General features: G+C 60.5%; 23 protein-coding genes. 9 read left to right on the top strand and 14 right to left on the bottom strand.

Translation table 11 applies throughout. The features are described 5' to 3' along the window. Window positions 1–232: 232 nt before the first annotated feature. From DBQ51_RS11575 to DBQ51_RS11560, 4 genes are all read right to left on the bottom strand, one after another. A complete protein-coding gene (locus DBQ51_RS11575) occupies window positions 233–1,927 on the bottom strand; it encodes a trypsin-like peptidase domain-containing protein (protein ID WP_107631631.1) in 1,695 nt (564 codons plus the stop codon). Between the two features lie 87 nt (window positions 1,928–2,014). Next, a complete protein-coding gene (locus tag DBQ51_RS11570) occupies window positions 2,015–2,518 on the bottom strand; it encodes a flavin reductase family protein (RefSeq protein WP_054326914.1) in 504 nt (167 codons plus the stop codon). Between the two features lie 78 nt (window positions 2,519–2,596). Beyond that, complete coding sequence (locus DBQ51_RS11565; protein ID WP_147574490.1) at window positions 2,597–5,104, bottom strand: DNA translocase FtsK; 2,508 nt, start codon at window positions 5,102–5,104, stop codon at window positions 2,597–2,599. Window positions 5,105–5,165: 61 nt separating this feature from the next. Further along, window positions 5,166–5,999, bottom strand: a complete 834-nt coding sequence (locus DBQ51_RS11560; protein ID WP_107631630.1) for an undecaprenyl-diphosphate phosphatase — start codon at window positions 5,997–5,999, stop codon at window positions 5,166–5,168. Between the two features lie 280 nt (window positions 6,000–6,279). Between DBQ51_RS11560 and DBQ51_RS17215 the strand changes: the two genes are divergently transcribed. The 6 genes from DBQ51_RS17215 to DBQ51_RS11535 are packed head-to-tail and all read left to right on the top strand — an operon-like array spanning window position 6,280 to window position 11,151. Further along, the gene (locus DBQ51_RS17215) at window positions 6,280–6,495 is read left to right on the top strand and encodes a hypothetical protein (protein WP_054326918.1); all 216 of its coding nucleotides are present in this window, start codon (window positions 6,280–6,282) and stop codon (window positions 6,493–6,495) included. Continuing rightward, entirely contained in the window at window positions 6,480–7,790 is a 1,311-nt protein-coding gene (locus DBQ51_RS11555; protein ID WP_277997743.1) for a phage terminase large subunit, read from the top strand. The genes DBQ51_RS17215 and DBQ51_RS11555 overlap by 16 nt, the downstream gene beginning before the upstream one ends. Before the next feature lie 46 nt (window positions 7,791–7,836). Continuing rightward, window positions 7,837–8,046: a hypothetical protein gene (locus DBQ51_RS11550; RefSeq protein ID WP_054326920.1), complete on the top strand. Its 210-nt coding sequence runs from the start codon at window positions 7,837–7,839 to the stop codon at window positions 8,044–8,046. After that, complete coding sequence (locus DBQ51_RS11545; RefSeq protein WP_054326921.1) at window positions 8,036–9,589, top strand: portal protein; 1,554 nt, start codon at window positions 8,036–8,038, stop codon at window positions 9,587–9,589. The genes DBQ51_RS11550 and DBQ51_RS11545 overlap by 11 nt, the downstream gene beginning before the upstream one ends. After that, entirely contained in the window at window positions 9,567–10,079 is a 513-nt protein-coding gene (locus tag DBQ51_RS11540; RefSeq protein ID WP_054326922.1) for a hypothetical protein, read from the top strand. Before DBQ51_RS11545 ends, DBQ51_RS11540 begins: the two co-directional genes overlap by 23 nt. Before the next feature lie 31 nt (window positions 10,080–10,110). Next, complete coding sequence (locus tag DBQ51_RS11535) at window positions 10,111–11,151, top strand: FN3 associated domain-containing protein (RefSeq protein ID WP_107631628.1); 1,041 nt, start codon at window positions 10,111–10,113, stop codon at window positions 11,149–11,151. 66 nt (window positions 11,152–11,217) lie between these two features. Here the strand turns inward: DBQ51_RS11535 and DBQ51_RS11530 are convergent, their stop codons facing one another. Further along, the gene (locus tag DBQ51_RS11530) at window positions 11,218–11,499 is read right to left on the bottom strand and encodes a hypothetical protein (protein WP_107631627.1); all 282 of its coding nucleotides are present in this window, start codon (window positions 11,497–11,499) and stop codon (window positions 11,218–11,220) included. 149 nt (window positions 11,500–11,648) lie between these two features. Between DBQ51_RS11530 and DBQ51_RS11525 the strand changes: the two genes are divergently transcribed. Genes DBQ51_RS11525 through DBQ51_RS11515 form a run of 3 tightly spaced genes read left to right on the top strand, consistent with a single transcriptional unit; the run spans window position 11,649 to window position 14,801 of the window. Further along, window positions 11,649–12,017 (top strand): hypothetical protein, encoded by a 369-nt coding sequence (locus DBQ51_RS11525; RefSeq protein WP_107631626.1) that lies wholly within the window; start codon window positions 11,649–11,651, stop codon window positions 12,015–12,017. Then, window positions 12,017–13,837, top strand: coding sequence for a hypothetical protein (locus DBQ51_RS11520; protein WP_054326926.1), 1,821 nt, complete (start codon window positions 12,017–12,019; stop codon window positions 13,835–13,837). The genes DBQ51_RS11525 and DBQ51_RS11520 overlap by 1 nt, the downstream gene beginning before the upstream one ends. A gap of 16 nt (window positions 13,838–13,853) precedes the next feature. Beyond that, entirely contained in the window at window positions 13,854–14,801 is a 948-nt protein-coding gene (locus DBQ51_RS11515) for a hypothetical protein (RefSeq protein ID WP_107631625.1), read from the top strand. Window positions 14,802–15,142: 341 nt separating this feature from the next. Here the strand turns inward: DBQ51_RS11515 and eno are convergent, their stop codons facing one another. The 9 genes from eno to ribF form a co-directional block, all read right to left on the bottom strand. After that, the gene (gene eno / locus DBQ51_RS11510) at window positions 15,143–16,462 is read right to left on the bottom strand and encodes a phosphopyruvate hydratase (RefSeq protein ID WP_054326928.1); all 1,320 of its coding nucleotides are present in this window, start codon (window positions 16,460–16,462) and stop codon (window positions 15,143–15,145) included. A 42-nt stretch (window positions 16,463–16,504) separates the two neighbouring features. Beyond that, a complete protein-coding gene (gpmI, locus tag DBQ51_RS11505) occupies window positions 16,505–18,217 on the bottom strand; it encodes a 2,3-bisphosphoglycerate-independent phosphoglycerate mutase (protein ID WP_107631624.1) in 1,713 nt (570 codons plus the stop codon). Between the two features lie 115 nt (window positions 18,218–18,332). Beyond that, a complete protein-coding gene (gene tpiA / locus DBQ51_RS11500; protein ID WP_054326931.1) occupies window positions 18,333–19,103 on the bottom strand; it encodes a triose-phosphate isomerase in 771 nt (256 codons plus the stop codon). A gap of 224 nt (window positions 19,104–19,327) precedes the next feature. Next, the gene (locus tag DBQ51_RS11495) at window positions 19,328–20,518 is read right to left on the bottom strand and encodes a phosphoglycerate kinase (RefSeq protein ID WP_107631623.1); all 1,191 of its coding nucleotides are present in this window, start codon (window positions 20,516–20,518) and stop codon (window positions 19,328–19,330) included. A 215-nt stretch (window positions 20,519–20,733) separates the two neighbouring features. Then, window positions 20,734–21,609, bottom strand: coding sequence for a DegV family protein (locus DBQ51_RS11490; protein ID WP_054326933.1), 876 nt, complete (start codon window positions 21,607–21,609; stop codon window positions 20,734–20,736). 10 nt (window positions 21,610–21,619) lie between these two features. After that, complete coding sequence (gene trmL, locus DBQ51_RS11485; protein WP_054326934.1) at window positions 21,620–22,105, bottom strand: tRNA (uridine(34)/cytosine(34)/5-carboxymethylaminomethyluridine(34)-2'-O)-methyltransferase TrmL; 486 nt, start codon at window positions 22,103–22,105, stop codon at window positions 21,620–21,622. Window positions 22,106–22,232: 127 nt separating this feature from the next. Continuing rightward, window positions 22,233–23,171 carry an anti-sigma factor gene (locus tag DBQ51_RS11480; RefSeq protein ID WP_159068165.1) on the bottom strand — a complete coding sequence of 313 codons (939 nt, stop codon included), beginning with the start codon at window positions 23,169–23,171 and terminating at the stop codon, window positions 22,233–22,235. Beyond that, complete coding sequence (locus DBQ51_RS11475) at window positions 23,080–23,658, bottom strand: RNA polymerase sigma factor (protein WP_054326937.1); 579 nt, start codon at window positions 23,656–23,658, stop codon at window positions 23,080–23,082. The genes DBQ51_RS11480 and DBQ51_RS11475 overlap by 92 nt, the downstream gene beginning before the upstream one ends. 165 nt (window positions 23,659–23,823) lie before the next feature. Further along, on the bottom strand, window positions 23,824–24,729 hold the full coding sequence (ribF, locus tag DBQ51_RS11470) for a riboflavin biosynthesis protein RibF (protein WP_054326938.1): 906 nt from the start codon (window positions 24,727–24,729) through the stop codon (window positions 23,824–23,826). Window positions 24,730–24,745 lie beyond the last annotated feature (16 nt).

Here is a 24,745-nt window from a genome sequence, read left to right as displayed (position 1 = left end):
CCTCCATTTCGTTTCTGTGCTCTCCACACACTTCACTCACGCAAAGATATTATATCATGCAGGGCGCTTCGTGTTCTATTGTGGGATTTCACCGATTTGCTAAAGCTATATTGTGCAAAATGACGGCAAAACATGAGAGTTTCTCCATGCCGCGGTTTTTTATTTCTCCATTTTTCGTATAATCCATTCTTTTTCCAACAAATTATTTTGCTTTTTCGTCGGTTTCCCGTTTTTATTTCCCTTTTTGTGAAATGATACAGTATTGACGCAGAAAATTCATATCCGCCCACATCCTGCGCAAATGCCTGCAAAAAAAACCGGCGGTCTGAGGCAGACCGCCGATCAAGTTGGAATGAAGTCCGGTTACGACCACCGCGAGAACATCGTACCCCTGATAGGTCGTTTGATAAAGCTGCACGGAATACAGATATCCGGCCGAGGAGGTGAACGCATCTCCGGAAAACAGGTAAAATGTATTTTCGTTCAGCGCCGCATAGTACTGCAGCAGCTTTTGCTGCTCGTCCGGCATGTCGGACATCTTATAATAAAAATAGCTTCCCCCAAAGGATGGGTTCCGATCGCGCGACCACGCGAACAGGGGCACGCCGGTCACTTTGCCGAAATCCGGCACCGGATACAGCCCCGCGTAGCAGCGGGAAGCCGCCGGACGGTGCGCGTCCGTATAGGCGGCGACGCTTACCGCCTCGCTGCCGTCCAGTTCCTTCAGAGCGGTAATCGGCACAGAGAACGACGGCTTGCCGCCGGACTGACTGCTGACCGTGATGCCGACCAGCCTTCCGGCGCTGTCCACCAGCGCGCCGCCGGAATTGCCGCTGATAACCGAGGCGCTGCTCTCGATCATGGGCGTTGTGTAATCCGTATTATATGGGTCGATCACCGTTCCCTGCGTCAGTTTCGCCCTCCCGCCGCCAGGATAACCGAGCGCATACACCGTATCGCCCGCCTGCACCGTTTCCGCAGTCTGTAGGTATGGCAGGCCGCTCCCCTCGAGCTGGATATGCGCGATGTCCATATCCGCGTTCAGGTCGTATATGCTGACCTCATGGCGTGTGCCGTCCGTCAGCTCCGCGACTAGGCGGTACACGCCGTTTACCACATGCCCGCAGGTGACCGCATCTCCGTCCGGCCCGATCAGCACGCCGCTGCCCATACCGAGCAGGCTGCCTTTTGCATCATAGGAGTACAGCTTGAATACCGCGGGCATGCAGTACGTTATCGCCTCGTCCGCGGTCAGCGTCTCCCTTACCTCAAGCGTAACTGTCTGCCGCAGCGCCGGCTCCACCATGCGCGTCACGATCGCGGCAGCTTCACTGCGCTTGATGGTGCTGTCCGGCAAAAGCCGGCCGGATGCGTCCGAACCAGTCAGGACGCCCGCTCGGTACAACAGATATGCCGCGTCGGCGTAATACGCCCCCTCCGGCACATCGGGGATCGCCCCGTCCTCCACGGAATTGACTTGCTCGAGCGCCTCCTCCGGAAAGGCTTTCGCCAGCACATCCGCGAACGCGCCGCGGGTCGCCGCCGCTTCATAGCTTTCCAGCGGCGCGGACAGGATGCCGTTTTCCAACGCATACGCCGCATAAACCGTATACCACGGAGAGGATGCCGCAAAGTCCGTCGCGCCGTTCTGGTAAATGCTATGCAGGCAGGCCGCCAGCTTGACCGCTTCCGCCATCGTGAGGCTGTTGTCCGGCGCAAAGGACGTTTGCGAAACGCCGTTGATCAGGCCGTATTCATAGGCCAGCTCCACGTTTTCCGCATACCAGGCGTCAGGCGGCACATCCGCAAACTGGCCGGTATAGGGCTGCTGTTCGGTAAAGTTCTCATAGCCTGCGAACGCCGGCGCGGGCAGTACGCCCAACGCCAGCACAGCGCACAGAAGCAGGCTGAGCAGTTTTCTTTTCACAGATGGTTTCCTCCGGTTCCGGTTGTTTTCTTTTTCAGTATACGCCCGGCACCCTGTCGATTTTGTGAACAGTCTGTAGAGATTTGATTACCCTTTGTACGCCGCAACGATCTCGCCGATATACATGGCATGGAAATCGCGGTCCGCATAGTTCTTATCCAGAATCTCCTGCTGCAGAATATCCTCCGGCGCGATCTCGCTCCGGCAGCGCTTACGGCAGACAAGCACGAGCGCCGCCTCCGCAAACGTCGGCTGCCCCTCCACAAACACCGGCGTCAGGCCGCTGTCGTGCATTTTATCCATGTCCCGTCCGGACTTGGTACCCATCAGGTTCAGGGCTTCGCGGTTTCCATCTTGTAAAAATGTCAGTGTAAAATACTCACTGTCATCAACAAATTCCTTTGTATACCGGCTGTGGCGGATATAACAGGTTGCGGAGGGCTTGCCCCATATCACACCCACGCCGCCCCAGCTTGCGGTCATGGTGTTCCACTTGTCTTCCGTTCCCGCGGAAATCAGCATCCACTGCTTGCCAATCATCTCGAACGGGTTAAACGACTGCTCTGCAATATTGATCTTGGTCAAAGACATAATAAACCCTCCTGTTGGAAATTAAAAATGAACGACGGGGAAATACGCGGCAGTCCCCTTTTGATGGAAACCGAGGCTTCAATCGAGCGGCGTGTGCCGCCGCAGCTTCATTTCCTGCCACTCCTCTTTGGAAATCAGGATTTGGCGTGGCTTGGAGCCCTCGAACGGACCGATGATGCCGCGCTCTTCGATCTGGTCGATGATGCGCGCGGCGCGGGAATAGCCGAGCTTCAGACGGCGCTGCAGCATGGAGGTGGACGCTTGGCGGCAATCCATAATCACATCGATCGCCTCCTCGATCATGTCGTCCTCTTCCTCGCCCGGGTCGCCGGAGGCGCCGCCCTTGCCCTCCGCCTGCTCCGCCTGGCGCTCGATGTGTTCGAGTATCTCCTCATTATATTCGGCTGTGCTTGTCTCCTTGATATGCGCGATCACCGCTTCGATCTCATCCGACGAAATAAAGCAGCCCTGCACGCGCGTAGGCTTGCCCTCCCCCAGCGGGGCGTACAGCATATCGCCCTTGCCAATCAGCTTTTCCGCGCCAGTCGTATCCAGAATAATGCGGGATTCAATCTGGCTGGCCACCGCGAACGCGATGCGGGACGGGATATTGGCTTTCATAATGCCGGTAATGACGTCGGCCGACGGGCGCTGGGTCGCCACCACCAGATGCATGCCCGCCGCGCGCGCCTTCTGCGCGATGCGGCAGATCGAAGTCTCGACCTCCTTGGCCGCGACCATCATCAGGTCTGCCAGCTCATCGATGACAATGACGATCTGCGGGAGGACCTGATACTGCTCGGGCGCGCCGCCCTCCTCCTGCTCCGCCTTCGCCCGTTCGGCGCGCATCAGGTCGTTATAGCCGACCAGGTTGCGCACCTGATGGTCCGCGAACAGCTTATAGCGGCGCTCCATCTCGCCCACCGCCCAGTTGAGTGCGCCCGCCGCCTTCTTGGGGTCGGTCACGACCGGAATCAGCAGATGCGGGATGCCGTTGTAATTGCCCAGCTCAACCATTTTAGGATCGACCATGATCAGCCGGACCTCCTCGGGCGTGGACTTGTACAGCAGCGAGATCAGCATGGAATTGATGCACACGGATTTGCCCGATCCGGTAGTACCCGCAATCAGCATATGCGGCATTTTCGCAATATCGCCAATCACCGGCTTGCCGGTGATGTCCTTGCCCACGGCAAAGGACAGGCGGCTGCGCGCGTTGGTGAACGCCGGCGAAGCGATACACTCGCGGATGAACACTGTATTGACCGCTTTGTTCGGCACCTCGATGCCGACTGCGATCTTATCCGGTATGGGCGCGATGCGGACGGATACCGCGCCGAGCGACAGCGCAATATCATCCGACAGCGCGGTGATGCGGGAGATCTTAATGCCGCGCGGGATGGTCAGCTCGAACCGCGTGACCGAGGGGCCGCGCACAATGCCGATGATCTGCGCGTCGATATTGAACGACTGCAGGGTGTCGATCAGGCATTCGGAATTTTCCCGCAGCTCAGCTTCCGCGCCCGCCGCCGATGCCCGTTTGCCCTGCACCAGCAGCTCAATCGGCGGATAGTCGTAAACCGGAACTGGCGCTTTCTGGCTCTCGTCCATCTGCTCGCTCAGCGCCGCCTGCTCCTGTTCCCCGATCTTTTCCGCTTTCTTCGGCGCCTGCTCCAGCTCCGCCGGCGCTTCCTCTTCCTCCGGTTTATTCTCCACTAGGTCCATGATGCTGACCTGCTCGCCCGTCGTTTCCTCTTTGAGCGAACGCAGGTATTCATCCGGTGCGATCGGCTTACCACCGTGCATGCGGCGCGGCGGCGCGTCCGGAGCCTCGCCCGGCTTGTCCTCGCCCGGCGGCTCGGCGTCCAGCGGGATATCGATATTCACCTTGCGGCGTGCGGCGCGGCGCTCCTCCCGTTTCTGCGCATGGACAGCGGCCACCTCATGCACATTGGGCAGCTTGGCTGGCGCCTCATAGCGCTCGCGCTCCTCTTCGTCCTCATATTCATACGCTGGGGGGCGGAACATATCCATCAACGCCTGCGGCGTGATGCGGCAGGCGGCCAGCAGCGCCGCAACCAGCAGCAGCAGCAAAACCAGCAGCGCGCCGATCGAGGACAGCGCCCACTCAAACACCATGTACAGGCCGCCGGACAGCAGGCCGCCTGATTTCATCTCCATGCCGGACTTCAGCAGGCCGGACAGGGTGCTCATGGAGAACGCATATTCATTGGCGCAGGTGATCGCATGCACGACGCCGCCCGCCAGCACGGGCAGCAGGGCGATGCAGCAGCCCCGCAGGCGCACCGGCCCTTTGCGCCGCGCGATCAGCAGCGCCGCCAGCCCCAGCAGGGCGAACGGCAGCACATAGCTGCCTGTCCCGATCAGCGCGCCAATCCCCCGATGCAGGGCGTCCAGCACGACCCCGTCGATCGGCAGCAGCGACAACAGGCACAGCAGCCCCGCCACGCCCCAGATCGCGCCCCAGGCCGCGCGCGGCAGAAGCGTCTCCGGCTCGGGCGCGCGGCGCGCGGCCGCTTTCCCGCGAGGCGCGCTTTTTTTGGTTGTGGTTTTTCTTGCAGCCAAATTATTGAAACCTCTCTTCCGTTCTCTTTTCCATACCGCGGCAGACCCCGCAGCGGAACGGTCAGACCACCATCCGGATCAGGCTGACGACGATCGTGATTGTACCAATCAGCGTACAGTAGACCACGAACGGGCGGAAGTTGCCCCGCTTGGACACAAACCGCACCATGCGGATCGCCGCCAAGCCGGATACCATCGCCACCAGGATGCCTACGATGTAGCAGGCGAGCGAAACCTCGCCAATCGTCGACGGATCGCGGATCACGTCGACCAGTTCCAGAATATTCGCGCCCAGAATGACGGGCAGCGACATGATAAACGCGAACCGCACGGAAAACTCGCGCGAAAAGCCGCGGAACAGGCCGGTACACATAGTGGTACCCGAGCGCGACAGGCCGGGCAGCACCGCGAAGCACTGGCCGATGCCGACGATCAACGCATCCAGCCAGGTCGCGTCCTTTTCCGTCTTATGCTTTTTCGGCGCCTTTTCCGACAGGAACAGGATCGCCGCCGTGACCAGAAGCATCAGCCCGACGATCAGGGACGAGGAGAACGCGCCCTCAATCTTGCTTTTGATCGGCAGGATGGCGAACATCGGCAGAATCGTAATCAGCAGCATGATGATAAAACGGCGGTAAGGATGGCCGTTGATCCGGAAGCCGTCCTTGATCCAGGCGAAAAATTCGAGGAACAGCTCCTTGATATCGCTCCAGAACGCAACGACAACCGACAGCAGCGTGCCAAAGTGCAACAGCACATTAAACAGCATGTAATTCGTTTCTATCCCGTCCCCAAAAATCGTCTGGGCGAGCACCAAATGGCCGGACGAGGAAACGGGTAAAAACTCGGTCAGGCCCTGTACCAGACCCAGCAGAACGGCGAACCATAAACTCATTCTTTTTCTCCTCTCGGTGGGGCGAATTTTACATACAGTTTTATTATAGCATATCTCCGTGTCAGATACCACCAAATTTAGCAAAATACCGCCGTGTATTCGCAGGCCCGCCGCCTTTGCGCAAGGGCTGCTCCGCTTTCCGCCGCCACGCCCGCAAAAGGGTTATTTTTTTCACGCCTCGCAAAACCGAACATTTGTTCTTGACTTTTGCGGAGGATTCTCCTATTCTATGCCCTGCGGGAAAGTAAGCGACTCTATCCCCAAAGGAGGCGATGCCATTGTGCGAAAAAAGAACCATCCGGACGAGCTGATCCGGATGCTGTACGAGATCGCGGACGACGCGGAAGCGCCCGCGAACAGCCGTCTGACCGCGATCCGCGAGATTCTCGACCGGACGGTCGGCAAGGGAGTGCTGCTGGACGGTGCGGAGGCCGAACCGCCCGCGCCGGTCGAGATCGTGTTCCAAATCGTGGACGTGCGATCGAATACGAAGTAACCCCGCGGCAGGCGGCGTTCATCCGCTCGGAGGCATTTGAAACGCTGTTCGGCGGCGCGGCAGGCGGCGGCAAAAGCCACGGCCAGCTTTTGGACGCATTGCGGTTCGCGGTGCAGTATCCGGCCTCGCGGCAGCTCATGCTGCGGCGCACCCTGCCCGAGCTGGACCGCTCGCTCGTGCCTGCGTCGCTGCGGCTGTTCCCGCAGGCGGTCGCGTCCTACAAGGTGAGCGAGCACCTGTGGCAGTTCGTTAACGGCTCAGTTCTGGAATTCGGCTACTGCGATGCAGAGAACGACGTGACCCGTTATCAGTCCGCCGAGTACGATGTGATCCGCTTCGACGAGCTGACCCACTTCACGGAAAGCCAGTTCACCTACCTGATCTCCCGCGTGCGGGGCGCGAACGGCTATCCCAAGCAGATCAAATCCACCACCAACCCGGGTGGCGTGGGGCATCACTGGGTCAAGGCGCGGTACATCGACCCCATGCCGCCCGACACCGTGTGCGAATGCGATGGCGGCACGCGACTGTTCCTGCCTGCGCGACTGGCGGACAACCCATTTCTGCAGCAGGCGGACGCGGGATATGAAAAACGGCTGCGGCTGCTCGCCCCGTACGACCGCAGGGCGCTGCTCGACGGAGCGTGGGAGCTGGACGAGGGGCGGTATTTCAGCGAGTTTTCCGCCGAGCGGCACGTCACGCCGCCGCACCCCATCCCCAAGAGCTGGCGGCGTTATCTGACGATCGACTACGGGCTGGATATGCTCGCCGCGCTGTGGATCGCACAAAGTCCGGATGGATACAGCATAGTATACAGAGAGTTATATCAATCTGGTTTGATTATCTCAGAAGCGGCGGCGGCCATTCTGGACTGCGAGCCGGCGGGCGAACGCATCGACTGCCGGCTGGCTCCGCCCGACCTGTGGAACCGGCGGCAGGAGACCGGCAAAAGTGCGGTGGAGCTGTTCGCGGACTGCGGGCTGGACTTCGACAAAAGCAGCAACGAGCGCGTCGCCGGCTGGCTGGCGCTGCACGAGCTGCTCGCCCCGCGTCGGGACGCGCAGGGTGGGATGCGCCCCCGCCTGACCATCTTCGACACCTGCCGCAACCTGATCCGCACCCTGCCCGCCCTGCAGCACGACAAGCGCAATCCGTCCGACACGGCGAACACGCCGCACGAACTGACCCACGCGCCGGACGCGCTGCGCGGCTATGCAGCGACCGTGTACGAGCCGTCCCAGCCCGCGCCGCCGACCCTGTATGACTGCGAGGTGGGAGAGTTTTTGCGGTACTGAGCCAAAATGGGGAATCACCGTCCCCATTCCAGAAAAGGAGGACACTATGGAACTATTATGCTACTGCATCGGCGCCGCCCTGCTGGTGCTGACCGGCGCGGTCATATCCGGCGGGCTGACGCTGCCCACCCCGCTCTGGCGGGAGGGCGGGCGCGGCCGCAGCGGCGATGCGCCGGACACGGCCGGAGACGCACTCAGCCGCGACCTGGCCGCGCTGATGGCCTACGGACGGGAGGAGGACGACCATGCGGTTTGACCCCTCGCCTGCTGCGATCTGGCAAAAGTACGAGCGCGACCGCGACTACAAACGCTCGATCGGCCTGTACGACCGCGTGCGCCGCAACGAGGCCTTCTACCTCGGCCGCCAATGGGAGGGGCTGCGCGTCCAGTCGCTCGACCCGCTGATCTTCAATGTGCTGCGGCGCTGCGTCAACCTGTTCGTATCCATGCTGGTATCGGACGATGTGGCGGTACGCGCGCAGCCGTTCGACATGGACAGCGCAGGCCGCCGGACCGCCCGTATCCTGGAGCGCTCGTTCGCGTCCGCGATCGAGCGGTCGGGCGTCAAGGCGCTCGGACGGCCGCTGCTCAAAAACGCCTGTGTGGACGGCGACGCGTGCTTCTATCTCCACTTCGATCCCACGCTTGAGACCGGCCAGGCAATCAAGGGCGATATCGCGGCAGAGCTGATCGACTCGACCAATATCTGCTTCGGCAACCCTGCCTGCGACGAGGTACAGCGCCAGCCCTACCTCATCCTCGCCATGCGGCGCGATGTGGACGAGGTCAAAAAGGAGGTGCGGGAAAACGGCATGGGCGCAGACGAAGCCGAGGCCATCCGGCCGGACGGCGACGCAGACCACCTGCGCCGCCTGCACGGCGAAAACAACCGCGTAACCGTGCTGCTGCACATGCGCCGGACCGAGCACGGCGTCGCGTTCTGCAAAACCACGCGCACCGCGACCGTGATGCGTGAAAAGGAGCTACCCTACCGCTACTATCCGGTGACCCATCTGTGCTGGAACCGTGTGCGCGGCTCGTGCCACGGCGAAAGTCCGCTGACCGAGGCCATCCCCAACCAGATTGCCATTAACAAGCTGTACTCGATGTATGTACAGTGCATCAAGCAGGTGGCCTTCCCCAAGATCATCTACGACATGACCCGCTTCCCGAACGGGTGGTCGAACGACGTGGGCAAGGCGGTCGGTATGCGCGGCGACCCGAACACCGCGATTGCGGCTGCGTTCAAAGCGCCCGATATCTCCAGCCAGGTGCTCGGGCTGCTGAAGCAGATGATGACCGACACCGCCGAGCTGATGGGCGCGAGCGAGGCCGCGCTCGGCACGGTCAAACCGGACAACACCTCGGCTATCGTCGCGGTGCAGAACGCGACCGCCGCCCCGCTTGAGCTGACCAAAATGGAGTTCTACCGCTTCACCGAGGACTGGGCGCGCATCTTCCTCGACCTGATGGGCGCGCATTACGGGATACGCACGGTCGTCGTGCCGGATGAGGACGGAGGCGAACCGCAGCGTCAGTCTTTCGATTTTTCCACGCTCGCCGGGCAGGATATGCGCCTTCAGGTGGACGTGGGCGCGGCGAGCTACTGGTCAGAGACCATGCAGACCATGACCAACGACCACCTGCTCGAAAGCGGGGTCATCACCGACCCGCTCGTTTATCTGGAAAACGTGCCTGACTATCAGGTGCGCGGCAAACACGACCTGCTGCACGCGCTGCGCATGCAGCGGCAGCAGCAAAAGGAGGCAAATGCAAATGCAGAACAAGACCAGACCTAACAGCAGTCCGGCGCAGCCGCTCCCGCAGGAGACGGGAGCAGTTGCATCCAACCCATTCTCCCCTGATACCGCTGGGCAGTCCGCGCCCCCCGCCGCACAAACCTTTCCGGTGCCGGTAGACGGGCAAACCGTGGAGCTGACGCTGGAGGAGCTGATCCATGCGGCAAGCTTGGGGCTGTCCAAACAGAACGCCTATGTGCGCCGCAACCGCGCTGCGAACGGTATGCCCAACGGGCAGATCTATGCGGCGTTCGTGGAGGAATATCCCGAGGTCAAGCCCGAGGACATCCCGCAGCAGGTGTGGGAATGGGCGCAGCAGGAAGGCTCGCTGGTTTCCGCCTACCGCAAGTGGGAGATCCTTGAACTCAAGGACGAGCTGGCGGCGCTGGAGGTGAACCAAAAGAACCGCCGCGCGGCGGTCGGTCCGGCACAGTCGGACGGCGAGCCCGCAGGCGTCGATCCCGTGACCTTAGCACTGTTGGGGAAATAAACATATCGTATAAACAGGAGGTATTATACTTATGGCTATCAATCTTGCAAGCAAATATTCCGACCAGATCGCCGAGGTATTCACCCGCGCGTCCTTCATCAAGGGCAAGACCGCGGAAACCTTTGACCTGACCGGTGTCAAGACGCTCAAGGTGTACACGCCGATCACGGTCGAGGAGGTGGACTACGACCGCGACGGCGGCCTTGCCCGCTACGGCGACGTGGCCGAGATGCAGGACGTGGTGCAGGAACTGACCATGACGCAGGACAAGGCATTCACGCTCACCATTGACAAGGGCAACAACCTCGACCAGAATCTGGTCAAAAATGCGGCCGACATGCTGCGTCTGCAGCTGAACGAAAAGTCCACGCCCGCCGCGGACAAATACGCCTTCCGCCGCTTTGTGACCATGGCTGGCACGATCGCGGAAAGCGCGGCCAAGCCGACCAAGGCCGACATCATCAGCAAGATCGCGGACGCGTCGCAGGCGCTCGACGACGCGCTGGTGCCGGACGACAACCGCTATCTCTACCTGACAAGCGAGATGTACAAGCTGGTCTGCACCTCGGACGAGTTCGCGGGCGTGGACGTACTTGCGCGTCAGTCCATTGCCAAGGGCGTCTGCGGCGAGGTGTTCGGCATGCATGTGGTGCGCGTACCCAAGAGCTATCTGCCCGAGGATGTGTATTTCCTCGTCGCGCACAAGGACGCGGTGCTTATGCCCTATAAGATCGCGGACGCCAAGGTTCACGAGGATCCGGTAGGCGTATCCGGCGCGCTGATCGAAGGCCGCCATTACTATGACGCCTATGTGCTGGGGGCGAAATGCGGCGGCGTATACGCGCTGGTGGCGGCGGATACGGTATCCGACGCGCCGGTGGTCGCCTCGGGCAAGATCACCGCAGGCAGCGGCGCGGCCATCCGCTACACGCTGGACGGCTCCGACCCGCGCTACTCGGATTCGGCCAAGGATTATATTGCCGATACCGCACTGACCGCGGACGAGGGCTGCCAGATCCGCGCCTATGCGGTCGAAACCGGCAAGTATCCGTCCCCTGTGGCGGCGGGCTAAAGAAAAAGGCCGCCCATAGGGCGGCATGAGACAGGCTCTCAGCCTGGCACAAGTGCGGATATTCTATCAAAGCTTATCAACAAACTGCTTTGCCTGCACCAAATTCATCCCTGTCTGCTCCCGCAGGTGTTTGACCGCCTGCACCGGCTGACCGCTTTTCTTGAGTCGTTTCAGTTCATTTTGTAATTTTTCACTGATATAATCCGATTTGTATTCTACATGTCCGGTAATATCTGCCAAGCTGTCCAGTCGCTCTTTCAGCCTGTAGACCTGCTGCTGCAAAGTCTGCTGCCGCAGGTATAGCGCCAAAAGCAGTACGGTCAGCATGGAGATCAAAAGATATGCCATATTACCTTTACCCCCATCTATCTTCATATTATTTTATATTATAGCATCGGGGCCAGTGGCAAGTTTAAACAGCATGTAAATAATCTTCAGATCGGGGCATCCGCCTTTGTGCCAGGCTGGGAGCCATATATTGCAAAAGGAGGAATCTCATGACCGGAACCGAATGCTTCCGTGCGGCGCTGAACTTGCTTTCCGAAACGCCGGACAGCGGCGCGTATTACGAACCGTTCGCGCTAGGCGCGCTCAACCAGTTGCTCGTCAACAGCCTGCGCGAGATCAACGCGGAGCGGGTATTCTGCGCCGAGCAGCCGCACGCCGCGCCGCCGCGCATGGACGCGTTGGACGAGGATATCCCCACAGGCGACTGGCTCGCGCGCGAGTGCTTCCCCTATGGGCTGGCGGCTCTGCTCGTGGCCGACGACGACAAGGCCAAATTCAACTGGGCGGCCGCGGAATACGCTGACCGCCTGCTGCGCCACTGTCCGGCGCAGTTCACCGGCATACAGGAGATGGTCTGATGCGCGCTTACCAGTTTCCTTATCCCGAGACCGAGCGCGAAACCGTGGTCAGCCGTTTCGGCGGCGCGGACTTTCGCACGCACCCCACCAAGGTATCCCTGTCCCGCTCGCCCGACCTGCAGAACCTGATCTGCGACCAGAACGATTTCCTGGTCAAGCGCACTGGCTGGAAAACCCAGCAAAACTACAACGCGCCTCTTTTCGGCCTGTTCCCCCTGCCCGACGGATCCGGCCTGGCCGTGCATGCGGGTACCAAGCTGTACGCCCGTCCCGCCACGGGTACGCAGGCCGAGCTGTGCACGGACATGAACGAGGCGTTCTCGCAATCGTTCGTGATGAACGGCGTATTATACTTACTTGATGGACAGACCTACCGCGCGGTGCGCAAAAACAGCGCCGGAACCGCGTGGGAGGCTGTCAAGGTACAAGACGTCGCCTATGTTCCGACCACCACGATCTCCGCGCAGCCGACCGGCGGCGGCACCAGCTATGAAGCAGTTAACTTGCTCACCCCCAAACGCATCAACACCTTCATTGGCAACGGCTCGGCGACCCAGTTCCAGGTGGACGCAAAAAATCTGGACGACACCGAGGTAACCGCAGCGGTAAACGGCGCATCCGTGACCGTGTCCTCGGTCAACCGCACGACCGGCCTGATCACATTGGCCAGCGCGCCCGCAAACGCCAACGGGCTGGCCAACGTATCCATCACGTTCTCCAAAACCGTGACCGGCTATGCGGATAAAATCAACCAGTGCCGGTTTGCCGGACTGTACGGCGGCAAAAACGATACGCGCGCGTTCGTTGCCGGCAATCCGGACGAGCCGGACTGTGATTGGCAGAGCGGGCTGTATGATCCCACCTATTTCCCCGATACCGGCTACACCCGCATGGGGACGGACGCGTCCGCGATTGTAGGCTATCTCAAGCAGTATGAGAGCCAGCTCGTCATCAAGTCCGGCGGCGCGCAGGAGGCGACCAGCTATCTGCGCTCCTACTTGATGGCGGACGACGGGACGGCGCTTTATCCGCTCAAGCAGGGGGCGCAGGGCGCGGGCGCGACCGCGCCGCGCAGCTTCGCCACGCTGGGCGATCTGCCGCTGTTCCTGTCCGCGCGCGGGGTGCAGGGCGCGTTCGGCACTGCGGTCGCGGAGCAGCGGACCATCCGCTCGGTATCGGACGCGATCGTACCCAAGCTGGAGACGGAAGCCGGATTGGAGAACGCCTGCGCGGCCGTGTTCGAAGGAAAATATTACCTTGCCGTGAATGGGCATATGTATATCGCGGACAGTACGCTGACCGAGGAGAACGGCGACCCCGCATGGTTTTACTGGACCGAGGTCCCCGCCCAATGCCTTGCCGTGCTGGACGGTCGGCTTTGGTTTGGCACCGCGGACGGCCGGCTGTGCCGCTTCGCCCGCGCCGACGAGGATGGCGCCTACTGTGACGATGACGCGGCGATCGACGCATACTGGCGCACGCCCACCTTGCCGCTCGCGGACTGGGGGCGGGTCAAAACCGTGCGCGATGTCATCCCGACGCTCATGCCCTACTCACGGTCGGGCGCGACCGTACAGTATGAAAACGAGAATGGCGCGCTGCTCGCGCTTTCGCGCAACATGGACCTGTTTTCGTTCAAAACGCTGGATTTTTCGCGGTTCTCGTTCCGCTGCATCCCTGGCGCGGTCAGCTACCGCACCCGCCGCCGGCAGCACCGCATGCCGCTGTTCGCGGTGCGCATCGGCAACGACCGGCCGGACGAGCCGTTCGGCCTGCTCGCGCTCACGATCCGCTGGACGCAGGGGCAGACCGTGATCTGAGAAAGGAGGGAAACATATGGCGAAAAACTACAAAGAGGATTTTGACTACTCGGAGGCTATCGCAAATACACAGGACGCGGGCAAACGTCAGGAGCTGCTCGCCGAACGCCAGAACAAGATTGATACGGAAGGGCTGGCGGGCAAGGTCGCATCCAACGAAGCGGTATCGACCTGGAACGGGGACTACCGCCCCTATTCGGTTTCGTCCGGCAGCAGCGGAGGCGGGGGCGGCGCCTCTGCCGGCGCCAGCGCGCTCAACCGGCTTTATGAAGCCGCCGAACAGGCCCGACTGAAACGCTTTGAAGCCGCACGCGAGCGCATCGCGCAGCAGCTTGAACGAAATCTGGCTTCGATCGAGAGCGACTATACGGCCGGCATGGCGCAGACCGATATCAACGCGCGGCAATCCGTACTCTCCAACGAAGAAAAGCTGGCCGCGCTCGGCTTAAACATGGGCGCGCGGGACTCCGCCGCTACTTCGGGTGCGGCCGAAACCAGCCGTATTTCGATCGACAACCAGTACCGCAGCGATCTCAACGCGCTGGGGCAGGCGCGTCTCAAGGCGCGCGCGGCCGCGCAGGACAGCGCCGCCGGGCAGGAAGCCGCGCTCGAAATCGACTACTATGCCGCTGCGGAAAGCGCCGCGCTCTCCCAGGCACAGGCGCAGCTCGCGCAGTTCAACGCGGATCGGGATTACAGCCTGTCGGTTGCCGGTCTGACCGGCTTTTTAAACGGCACCCCCACGCTGAACTGGCGCAATTACCAGCTCAGCGTGGACGACGCGGCGGACAGCGCACAGACGCAGGCCTTTGAGCAGGCGCTCAGCCGCTGGAAAACCAACGGCTATGTGCTGCAGCGCGACGCGGCGATCCTGGGTGTACCCGCGGGGACGCCGACCTCCGACGTAAGCTACCAAAACGCGAGCCTCGCCCTCCAGAAATGGAAAGCAGGCTATTGGTATTGATATCCAGTAAAAAAGCCGCACCCTTTGCCAAGGGCGCGGCTTTTTAGGAATGAAGAAGTGCGCGAATTTATGGATTGGACAAACCGACAGTCCTGCTGCCGCCGCCAATTGATTAGATTATCAAATTTTTACTGTGAATATGATAACACATTCCTCCACGCTCGTCAACCGTTTTGGTTTACAAATACTTGAAAAATTTCTTATATGTTGCCAATTTTCCGTATTTTCTGTAATTTACTGGAAAATTATAGTGTCTTTCTTCTTATAGGGAGAAGAAACCGTTCCATATAAAAATAAGCAGGCCGTCCGCTTGTTGCGGACGGCCTGCTATTAAGCCATTCTTACTTGTTCTTCAAGTTGAAGAAAGCATCCTTGCCCAGGTACTGCGCGACATCCTCGCCCAGCTCCTCTTCGATACGGAGCAGCTGGTTGTACTTGGCAACACGGTCGGTGCGGCTCGGCGCGCCGGTCTTGATCTGACCCGCGTTGAGCGCCACAGCGATGTCCGCGATGGTCGCGTCCTCGGTTTCGCCCGAACGGTGGGAAACAACGGCGGTGTAGCCCGCGCGGTTCGCCATCTGGATGGCGTCCAGGGTTTCGGTCAGGGAGCCGATCTGGTTGACCTTGATGAGGATGGAGTTGGCAACGCCCATGTCGATGCCCTTCTTGAGACGGGTGGTATTGGTTACAAACAGGTCGTCGCCGACAAGTTGGATCTTATCGCCCAGCGCCTTGGTCAGCATCTCCCAGCCTTCCCAGTCCTCTTCGGCCATACCGTCCTCAAGGGAGATGATCGGGTATTTCTCCGCGAAGTTCTTCCACATCTTAACGAGCTGCTGCTGGGTCATCTTCTTACCGGACTTCGGCTGGATATAGCACTTCTCCTCGTCGTTCCACCACTCGGAGGAAGCCGCGTCGATCGCGATCATGAAGTCCTCGCCCGGCTTGTAGCCAGCCTCTTCGATCGCCTTGACGATCACCTTGAGCGCGTCCTCGTCCTTCTTCAGGTTGGGCGCATAGCCGCCCTCGTCGCCTACGCCCGCAGCCGGAGTGCCGTTCTCCTTGAGGGTGCTCTTGAGCTGATGGAACACCTCAGCGCAGCGGCGCAGCGCCTCGCGGAAAGAGGGAGCGGAAACCGGCATAATCATGAATTCCTGGATCTCAACGTTGTTGGTCGCATGCGCGCCGCCGTTAAGAATGTTCATCATGGGCATCGGCAGGGTCTTGGCGTTGCAGCCGCCGATGTAGTTGTACAGCGGCAGGGAAAGCGCCTCGGCCGCCGCCTTGGCAACCGCCATGGAAACGCCCAGAATCGCGTTGGCGCCGAACTTGGTCTTGTTCGGGGTGCCATCCGCCTCGATCATGGCCTTGTCGATGGCCTGCTGGTCGAGCGCATTCATGCCGATGATGGTTTCCGCGATCTCGCCGTTGACAGCGTCAACCGCCTTGAGGACGCCCTTGCCGTTATAGCGGGACTTGTCGCCGTCGCGCAGCTCGCAAGCCTCGAAGATGCCGGTGGAAGCGCCGGACGGAACGGCCGCGCGGCCCATATAGGCACCGGTGTCGCCCTCAACATAAACCTCGACCTCAACGGTCGGATTGCCGCGGGAGTCCATTACCTCACGGCCAAGCACATCAACGATTTCAATGTAGCCTTTCATAATTCATTCTCCTTTTTATATCAATTTTGGGGATACGCAGATTTATTTGGCGATCAGGCTGTGGCCGGTCATTTCTTCCGGCTGCTTGAGACCCATCATTTCGAGCAGGGTGGGCGCAAGGTCAGCCAGCACGCCGCCCTCCATCAGCTTGCCCGCATGGCCGATCATCACGAGCGGCACCGGATTGGTGGAATGCGCGGTGAACGGGGTCGTACCGTCCGCGTCGAGCATCTGATCCACGTTGCCGTGGTCGGCCGTGATCAGGCACTGGCCGCCCATCTGCTGGATCGCGGCGACAACCTTGCCCACGCCGTCGTCCGTCGCCTCGACCGCCTTGACCGCAGCCTCGAACACGCCGGTATGGCCGACCATGTCGCAGTTGGCAAAGTTCAGGACGATCATATCATACTTGCCGGACAGGATGCGCTTTACGCACTCCTCGGTTACGGCAGGCTCGCTCATTTCCGGCTGGAGGTCATAGGTCGCAACCTTGGGGGACGGGATAAGCGCGCGGTCCTCGCCCGCATATTCCTTTTCCACGCCGCCGTTGAAGAAGAACGTGACATGCGCATACTTCTCGGTTTCGGCGATGCGCAACTGGGTCAGGCCCAAGTCGGAGATATATTCGCCGAAGGTATTCTTGAGGCTCTGCGGCTTGAACGCCACCTCAACGCCTACGATCGTCGCGTCATACTGCGTCATGCAGACGTAGTGAATGTTGCGGCGGTGGCGCGGGAAGCCCTGGAACTCATGATCCACAAACGCACGGGTGATCTCACGCGCGCGATCGGGACGGAAGTTGGCAAAGATAATCGCGTCGTCGTCTCGGACGGTCGCGCCCTCGGTTACGATGACCGGAACCACGAACTCGTCGGTCACGCCCGCATCATAGGAAGCCTGCATGGCTTCGTGCGCGGAGGCTGCATGCTCTCCGACGCCCTCGGCAATGGCGCTATAGGCTTTCTCGACACGCTCCCAGCGGTTGTCGCGATCCATCGCATAATAGCGGCCGGAAATCGTAGCAATACAGCCGACCTCAACCGCGTCGATCTTCGCCTGCAGACGGTCGATATATTCGATACCGGACTGCGGGGGCGTGTCGCGGCCGTCCATGAAGCAATGGAAGCACACCTTGCGCAGACCGTTGCGGCGCGCCAGCTCGAGCAGCGCGAACATATGGTCAATATGCGAGTGTACGCCGCCATCGGACAGCAGGCCGAAAATATGCAGGGTGGAATTAAACCACTTGCACTGGTTGATTGCGCTCATGAGCGCTTCGTTGGTGAAAAAGTCGCCGTCCTGGATGGCCTTGGTGATGCGGGTCAGCTCCTGATAAACGATACGGCCCGCGCCGATGTTGGTGTGGCCGACCTCGGAGTTGCCCATCTGCCCGTCCGGCAGGCCGACGTCCAAGCCGGAGGCGCCGATATACGTCATCGGGTTTTCTGCAAAGATCTTGTCCAAGTTGGGGGTGTTCGCAGCCTCGATCGCGTTACCGCTCTTTTCGTCGCGGTGGCCAAAACCATCCATGATAATCAGCGCGGTCGGCTTTTTCGGGCCGGAGGCTTTCTTTGCTGCCGTTTTGCGGGCCGCGGGCTTCTTAGCCGCCGGTTTTTTTGCCGGGGTCTTCTTCTCCACAGCGGCTGCGGTTGGCTTAGCGGCCGTCTTTCTCGCCGCCGGCTTTTTCGCTGCGGCCTTTTCCACGACAGGCGCCGTTTCCGCAGCCTCCTTGGCGGAGGAAACTTCTTTTTTCATAGCTAAAGCTCCTTTGGCAGAAGTGGGATGAAAGGGGACAACGATCGATATCGATGCCCCCCTCCGCGGTAACGGCGGGGGGGAAGCAGCCGCTTCCCACGCCGTATTCCTTATCTTATTGATTGGCTGCTTCCACGATGGTCGCGAAATCAGCGCTCTTCAGGGAGGCGCCGCCGATCAGGCCGCCGTCAACGTCGGGCTGGGCCAGCAGCTCGGCCGCGTTCTTGGCGTTCATCGAGCCGCCGTACTGGATGGTGATGCCGCGGGCCGCCCGCGCGCCGTACTTCTCGCGCAGGCAGTCGCGGATCGCGCCGCAGACCTCGCCCGCCTGCTCGGCGGTAGCGGTCTTACCGGTGCCGATCGCCCAGATCGGCTCGTAAGCGATGACAACCTTTTTGATATCCTCAACAGCAACGCCCTGCAGGGCGATCTTGATCTGCTTACGGATAACCTCCATGGTCACGTCCTGCTCGCGCTCAGTGAGCGACTCGCCGACGCACAGGATCGGGCGCAGGCCGTTCTCCAGCGCGACGAGGACTTTCTTGTTGCAGGCTTCGTCGGTCTCGTTGAAGTACTGGCGGCGCTCGGAGTGCCCGATGATCACATACTTCACGCCCAGCTCCTTGAGCATATCGGCAGAAATCTCGCCGGTGAACGCGCCGGACTTCTCAAAATGCATATTCTCCGCGCCAATGGCGATCTTGGAGCCCTTGGCAGCCTTTACTGCGACCTGAATATCGGTAAACGGCACGCAAAGAACCATCTCACACCACTTGGTCTTGGAAAGCAGCGGCTTCATCTCCTCGATGAGCGCCTTGGCTTCCGCCGGCGTCTTGTTCATTTTCCAGTTGCCGGCAATGATGGTCTTACGGTATCTGCGATTCATGTTGGTTTTACCCCTTTCAAATTTCGGACGGCGGATCCGTCCTGATCGGTTATGTATTTATACGGGGCATCGCGCGAACGCCCCGGTATAAGCACATTTCCGCACCGCACACATCCCATGCGCAGCGCGCATTTTCCACAGGAAAGCGCCGGCCCGCGGCGCCCTCCGCAAAAACCCGCGGCAGGCGCGTGGGTTTTCACATTACCCCTTTCGGCTGAGGGAGCTTACTTATCCAGCAGGCAGGCGATGCCCGGCAGCTCCAGCCCCTCCAGGAACTCCAGCGAAGCGCCGCCGCCGGTGGAGATGTGGGTCATCTTGTCCGCAAAGCCAAGCTTTTCAACCGCCGCCGCGGAGTCGCCGCCGCCGATGATGGAAACCGCGCCGGACGCAGCGATCGCCGCCGCAACCGCCTTGGTGCCGGCCGCAAAGGTGTCGAACTCGAATACGCCCATCGGGCCGTTCCAAACAACCGTGCCAGCGTTCTTGACCGCGTCCGAGAACAACTCAACGGTCTTGGGGCCGATGTCCATGCCCATCATGTTGTCCGGCAGTTGGCCTGCCTCGTAAACAACCGGCTCCGCGTCCGCGCCAAAGTGATCGCCGCAAACGGTGTCGATCGGCAGCAGGAGCTTGACACCCTTATCCTCCGCCTTCTTGATCAGGCCGAGCGCGAGATCGAGCTTATCCTCCTCGCACAGCGAGGTGCCGATCTTGCCGCCCTGCGCCTTGGAGAATGTATAGGCCATGCCGCCGCCGATAATGACGGTATCGCACTTATCGATCAGGTTGTTGATAACGTTGATCTTGTCGGAAACCTTCGCGCCGCCCAGGATGGCGACGAACGGACGGGCCGGATCGGAAAGCGCTTTGCCCATGATGGAGATTTCCTTGTTGATCAGGAAGCCGCACACGGCCGGCAGGTAATCCGCGATGCCGGCGGTGGAGGCATGGGCGCGGTGCGAGGTGCCGAACGCGTCGTTGACGTAGATCTCGGCCATATCGGCAAACGCCTTGGCAAGCGCCGGATCATTCTTGGTTTCGCCCTTTTCAAAGCGGACGTTCTCCAGCAGGATGGCTTCTCCGGGCTTGACCGCCGCGGCAAGCCGATTGGCGTCCTCGCCGACAACGTCCTTCGCCAGCTTGATGTCAATGCTGAGCAGTTCGCTCAGGCGCGCCGCGACCGGCGCCAGCGAATACTTCATATTGACCTCGCCCTTCGGACGGCCGAGGTGCGAGCAAAGGATAACAGCCGCGTTGTGGTCCAGCAGGTACTTGATCGTCTCCAGGGACGCACGGATACGCTTGTCATCGGTGATATTGCCGTTTTCGTCCTGCGGGACGTTGAAATCGCAGCGAACGATGACCTTTTTGCCATTTACGTCGATGTCTTCGACACTCTTTTTGTTGTACTGCATAAAATATACCTCTCCTTAAGATATAAATATTGCGACACGGATCAAAATCGCGGCGTTCTCTAAAAGAATTCCGCTTCCAAGACCAAATTATACTCGTTTTTCCGGTATCCCGCAAGCAAATTTACGAAAAACCTTACATTTTGGCAATCTTTTAGAGGATTTTTGCGTTTTTCCTCAAAATATTGTGAAATATTAAACAATATGCCCAATCCGGTTCAGTTTCGGGCCTGTCCGTAAAACGCGACCGCCAGGGCCTGCGGGCCGGTATTCGTGATAACCGAGGGGCCGATCGGGCTGCGGCAGACCTGTTTGAAGCCGATTTCCGTCAGCAGACGCTTTTCCAGCTCGTCGATGCGCTCCGCGGGTACATCACCGTACAGCAGGAGCGCGGTCTGCTTTTCCGGCTGCTGCACACGGCCGGACACCTTTTTAATCAGGCCCGACACCAGCGCCTTTTCCCCGCGCACCTTGTCGCATACCGTAACCGCGCCGCCGTACACATGGCTGATTGGCTTGAGCCCGAGCGCTTCCCCGACAAACGCCGCGCCGCCCGAAATGCGGCCCGACCGCTTGAGGTGCGCCAGGCTATACACGCCCAGATAAGCCTCCACCCGCTTGAGCCGGCTGCGCACCACGCCCGCGATCGCCTCAAAGCTGTCTCCCTGGTCGCGCAGGCGGGCGGCCAGCACGACGATATGCCCGTAAATATAGGTGTAGGTCGCGGAGTCGATGATCTCGATCCGCATGCCACTTCCATATTCCTCCTCAAACATCGAACGGGCGAGACAGGCGGCCTGACAGGTACCCGACCCTTTCCCGTTGATCAGAACGCCCAGCACATGAGTGCAGCCGCGTTCAAACGCGCGCCGGTAGGAATCCAGGAACTGCGCGGGCGTGACCATCGAGGTTGCCGGAACCTCACGGCTGGTTTGCAGCAGCTTCCAGTACTCCTCGGCGGTGATGTCGTAATACTCGCGGAACGCGCGCCCCTCATGCGTCAGCGTGATCGGGACGACCTCTATCCCATAGGCATCCACCTGCGCCTGCGGGATATCCGCGGAAGAATCGGTCAGAATGTGTATCTTTTCCATAAACGCTCCCTCACTCCTGCGGGAAAGGCCCCGCCAGCCTCAGGTTTTCAAAGCCGGTCTGCCGCAGCGCCTCGAACACGATCACGGCGACCGAGTTGGACAGGTTTAGGCTTCGCGCGCCCTCGCGCATGGGAATGCGCACGCACCGCTCCGGATGCGCGACGAGCAGGCTTTCCGGCAGCCCCTTTGTCTCCTTGCCGAACAGCAGGTAATCCCCGTCCCGATACGCCGCCTCGTGATAGGCGTGCGGCGCTTTGGTCGTGGCGTAAAAATAACGCCCGCCCGGGTTTCGGGCAAAGAACTCATCCAGGTTTTTATACATGCGGACGTCGAGCAGATGCCAGTAATCCAGGCCCGCACGCTTCATCCGCTTATCGTCAATCGCAAAGCCGAGCGGCTCGACCAGGTGCAGCACGCAGCCCGTCGCCGCGCAGGTGCGGGCGATGTTGCCCGTGTTCTGCGGGATCTCCGGCTCAACCAGAACAATATGCAGCATGGCACTCCCTCATAAAAACAAACTACTTTTTTATTGTATGGGATGCACCGTTTTTTTTCAAGCAGTTTACCTGTTTTTCTGCAAAAATTATCCCCCGATCCGAAAGATCGGGGGATAAACCGCCACGTTATTCCATTTCCGCGTATACGCCGTAGAGATAGCCCTGCTCTTTGGCCTGCTCGTCGGTGAGTACCTCGCCGGTGGGCTGCGGGCCACTCTCATCGTCCGGATACCATACGCCCAGCTTGCCGGTGTGCAGCGTGAGCGTCTGGGTATCGCTCGTGCCGTCGGCAAAGGTGACGGTGACCGTCAGGGTCGCGCCGTCGAACTCGTCTATACGGGCGTGCCACGCGTCACGCAGGTCGGTATCGTCCGCCATATCGACCGGCTGAGGCTCGCCCCAGAAGCCGTAGCTCACGTTCGCGTCATAGTCCGCGACAAAGCCGTTCTCCATGCGGTAGCTGGCGTCCACCCACCACCGTTTTTTTTCCGGTTCTGACTGCACCATGATATCGTCCGCATCCGCTGTGGGCGCATAGGTGCCCATCATGATCGCCTGTACGTCGGCCTCGTTGATTTCCAGCCGCTCGGTCCGGTACAGACCGCCCTTGTCAACCGACGCGCTGACCGTTTCGATATTGTCGCCCGTCACCCGGAACAGGCAACCGCTGAAAAAACCCTTGGTCGGGCTGTCCGCACCTCCGCCAGCGAAATCAAACGCAATCTTGCTGTCTTTCGGCGCGATAGTCTCGCCCGTGTCCGCGGCATAAGCCACGATGCCGAACGAGTTGGCCACCACTCCGGCGACCGCCTCGTCCGCGCTCTGCCCGCCCTGTATTCGCCACAGGGCCGAGCCGCCCAGAACCACGCCGAACGCACACGCCGCTGCCAAAATGCGTTTTACCATGCCGAAGCTGCGGCGCGGCGCCGGCGCCAGGTGCTGCGGCGCGGCCTGCCCCTCCCCGCGGCGCTCCTCACGCGCGGCCGCCAGGGTACGCTGCTTCAGCGCCTCCGGCGCTTTTATGCTTTTCATCTGCTCCCATTCGTTCCGGTTGTTCTTCTTCATCGTCCATTCCCTCCAGATCCAGTTTGAGTTGTTTACGCGCCCGATGGAGCCGCGTGCGCACGGTTGCCGGCCTGCATCCGACCAGCGGCGCGATTTCTTCCGTCCTGTAGCCCTCTACATAGTGCAGGTGTATCACGGTCCGCAGTTCATCCGGCAGCCGCGCGACCGCATGCCACAGGTCGGCCTGGTCGGTATCCTCCGGCGCAGCCGCGTCCGGCGCGGCTTCGAGCGGCGCGGTGCGGCGGAACCACGCCGAACGACGCAGGTCGCTGCACCGGTTGAGCGTGACCCGAATCAGCCAGGCCTTCAAATGCTCCTCATCCCGAAAATCAGTCGTGTCGCGCAGCAGCCGGAGAAACACCTCCTGATAAACGTCCTCCGCATCCGCGCGGCTTCCCATGCGGCACAGCGCCAGCCGGTAAACGGCGTCGCCGCAGGCTTCCATCGCCTCGCACAGGAATGCGTCGGAGCGCAGCTTTGTTTGCATGGCGTCCTCTCCTCCTTTCTGTAAACAACACGTCCCCAGGCAGGGAATTGTTCTCTACCATTATAACAGATTTCAAAAAAAGACGGGATGGCAAATCCATCCCGTCTTTTCCACCCGCCGCGCGGCGGGCAATTTTATGCCATGCTTCCGTCTCCTGGCGCCCGCTTATTCCGCGAAGTAGGCGCGCGTCTGCCGCACATTCTCCTCGATCGCCGCGCGCAGCTCTTCCGCCGACGCAAACTGCTTTTCCGGCCGCAGGAACTTATGCAGCTCGACATGGATCATCCGGCCGTACAGGTCGCCCGCGAAATCCAGCAGGTGCGGCTCGATGGTCGGCGTACCGCTATCCAGGAACGTGGGCTTGACGCCGATATTGGTCGCCGCGATGTGGCTTTCCCCGCCCACCAGCACGCGCGTCGCATAAACGCCGTACGGCGGCAGCGCCATCTCGCCCGGCAGACGCAGGTTAACGGTCGGCACGCCCAACACGCTCGTCCCCACCTTGCGGCCATGCTCGACCACGCCGGTCACTGTATACGGATGGCCAAGGAAACGCGCGGCCGTTTCCATATCGCCCTGGGAAATGAGCTGACGGATATAGGTGGAGGACACCACGATCCCGTCCATCTTGACATCGTCGACGCAGTCGTAGCCGATGCCGGCCTTTTCACATTCCTCCGCCATACCGGCGGCGTTGCCCCGCCCCTTATAACCAAAGCGGTTGTTCCGGCCGGAAATGATCCAAGCCGCGTGGAACTGCTCGATCAGCACCTTATGGATAAAGTCGCGCCAGTCCATATGCTGCATCTTCTCGTCAAAATGAATGAAGATTACCTCGTCCACGCCGCCGAGCTTTTTGATCTCCTCCCGCCGGTAAGCGTCCGCCGTGATCAGCGGCACCTGGCGCCCCAGCACAACCGAATCCGGATGGACGTCGAACGTGCATACCGCGCTCACGCCGCCGATCTGTCTGGCGCGCTCCACCGCGCGCTCCATCAACGCCCGATGCCCCAGATGCACCCCGTCGAAATAACCCAGCGCGATCGCGCGCGGCTTTTGAAATTCTTGCATGGGAAACCCTCCCTGA

Origin of the sequence: Agathobaculum massiliense, assembly GCF_900291975.1 — a bacterium.
GTDB lineage: Bacteria > Bacillota > Clostridia > Oscillospirales > Butyricicoccaceae > Agathobaculum > Agathobaculum ammoniilyticum.
The sequence above is the reverse complement of the archived record's forward strand: the minus strand, read 5'-3'. Positions and strand labels throughout refer to the sequence as shown.

What these genes read in the sequence shown, in the direction of transcription:
- trmL (WP_054326934.1), bottom strand. Translation starts at nt 22,105, where the DNA reads ATGCTGCATATTGTTCTGGTTGAGCCGGAGATCCCGCAGAACACGGGC.
- DBQ51_RS11535 (WP_107631628.1), top strand. Translation starts at nt 10,111, where the DNA reads ATGGCTATCAATCTTGCAAGCAAATATTCCGACCAGATCGCCGAGGTA.
- DBQ51_RS11490 (WP_054326933.1), bottom strand. Translation starts at nt 21,609, where the DNA reads ATGGAAAAGATACACATTCTGACCGATTCTTCCGCGGATATCCCGCAG.
- DBQ51_RS11475 (WP_054326937.1), bottom strand. Translation starts at nt 23,658, where the DNA reads ATGCAAACAAAGCTGCGCTCCGACGCATTCCTGTGCGAGGCGATGGAA.
- tpiA (WP_054326931.1), bottom strand. Translation starts at nt 19,103, where the DNA reads ATGAATCGCAGATACCGTAAGACCATCATTGCCGGCAACTGGAAAATG.
- DBQ51_RS11545 (WP_054326921.1), top strand. Translation starts at nt 8,036, where the DNA reads ATGCGGTTTGACCCCTCGCCTGCTGCGATCTGGCAAAAGTACGAGCGC.
- DBQ51_RS11540 (WP_054326922.1), top strand. Translation starts at nt 9,567, where the DNA reads ATGCAGAACAAGACCAGACCTAACAGCAGTCCGGCGCAGCCGCTCCCG.
- DBQ51_RS11530 (WP_107631627.1), bottom strand. Translation starts at nt 11,499, where the DNA reads ATGGCATATCTTTTGATCTCCATGCTGACCGTACTGCTTTTGGCGCTA.
- DBQ51_RS11570 (WP_054326914.1), bottom strand. Translation starts at nt 2,518, where the DNA reads ATGTCTTTGACCAAGATCAATATTGCAGAGCAGTCGTTTAACCCGTTC.
- eno (WP_054326928.1), bottom strand. Translation starts at nt 16,462, where the DNA reads ATGAAAGGCTACATTGAAATCGTTGATGTGCTTGGCCGTGAGGTAATG.
- ribF (WP_054326938.1), bottom strand. Translation starts at nt 24,729, where the DNA reads ATGCAAGAATTTCAAAAGCCGCGCGCGATCGCGCTGGGTTATTTCGAC.
- DBQ51_RS11525 (WP_107631626.1), top strand. Translation starts at nt 11,649, where the DNA reads ATGACCGGAACCGAATGCTTCCGTGCGGCGCTGAACTTGCTTTCCGAA.
- DBQ51_RS11480 (WP_159068165.1), bottom strand. Translation starts at nt 23,171, where the DNA reads ATGAAGAAGAACAACCGGAACGAATGGGAGCAGATGAAAAGCATAAAA.
- DBQ51_RS11560 (WP_107631630.1), bottom strand. Translation starts at nt 5,999, where the DNA reads ATGAGTTTATGGTTCGCCGTTCTGCTGGGTCTGGTACAGGGCCTGACC.
- DBQ51_RS11495 (WP_107631623.1), bottom strand. Translation starts at nt 20,518, where the DNA reads ATGCAGTACAACAAAAAGAGTGTCGAAGACATCGACGTAAATGGCAAA.
- DBQ51_RS11550 (WP_054326920.1), top strand. Translation starts at nt 7,837, where the DNA reads ATGGAACTATTATGCTACTGCATCGGCGCCGCCCTGCTGGTGCTGACC.
- DBQ51_RS11520 (WP_054326926.1), top strand. Translation starts at nt 12,017, where the DNA reads ATGCGCGCTTACCAGTTTCCTTATCCCGAGACCGAGCGCGAAACCGTG.
- gpmI (WP_107631624.1), bottom strand. Translation starts at nt 18,217, where the DNA reads ATGAAAAAAGAAGTTTCCTCCGCCAAGGAGGCTGCGGAAACGGCGCCT.
- DBQ51_RS11515 (WP_107631625.1), top strand. Translation starts at nt 13,854, where the DNA reads ATGGCGAAAAACTACAAAGAGGATTTTGACTACTCGGAGGCTATCGCA.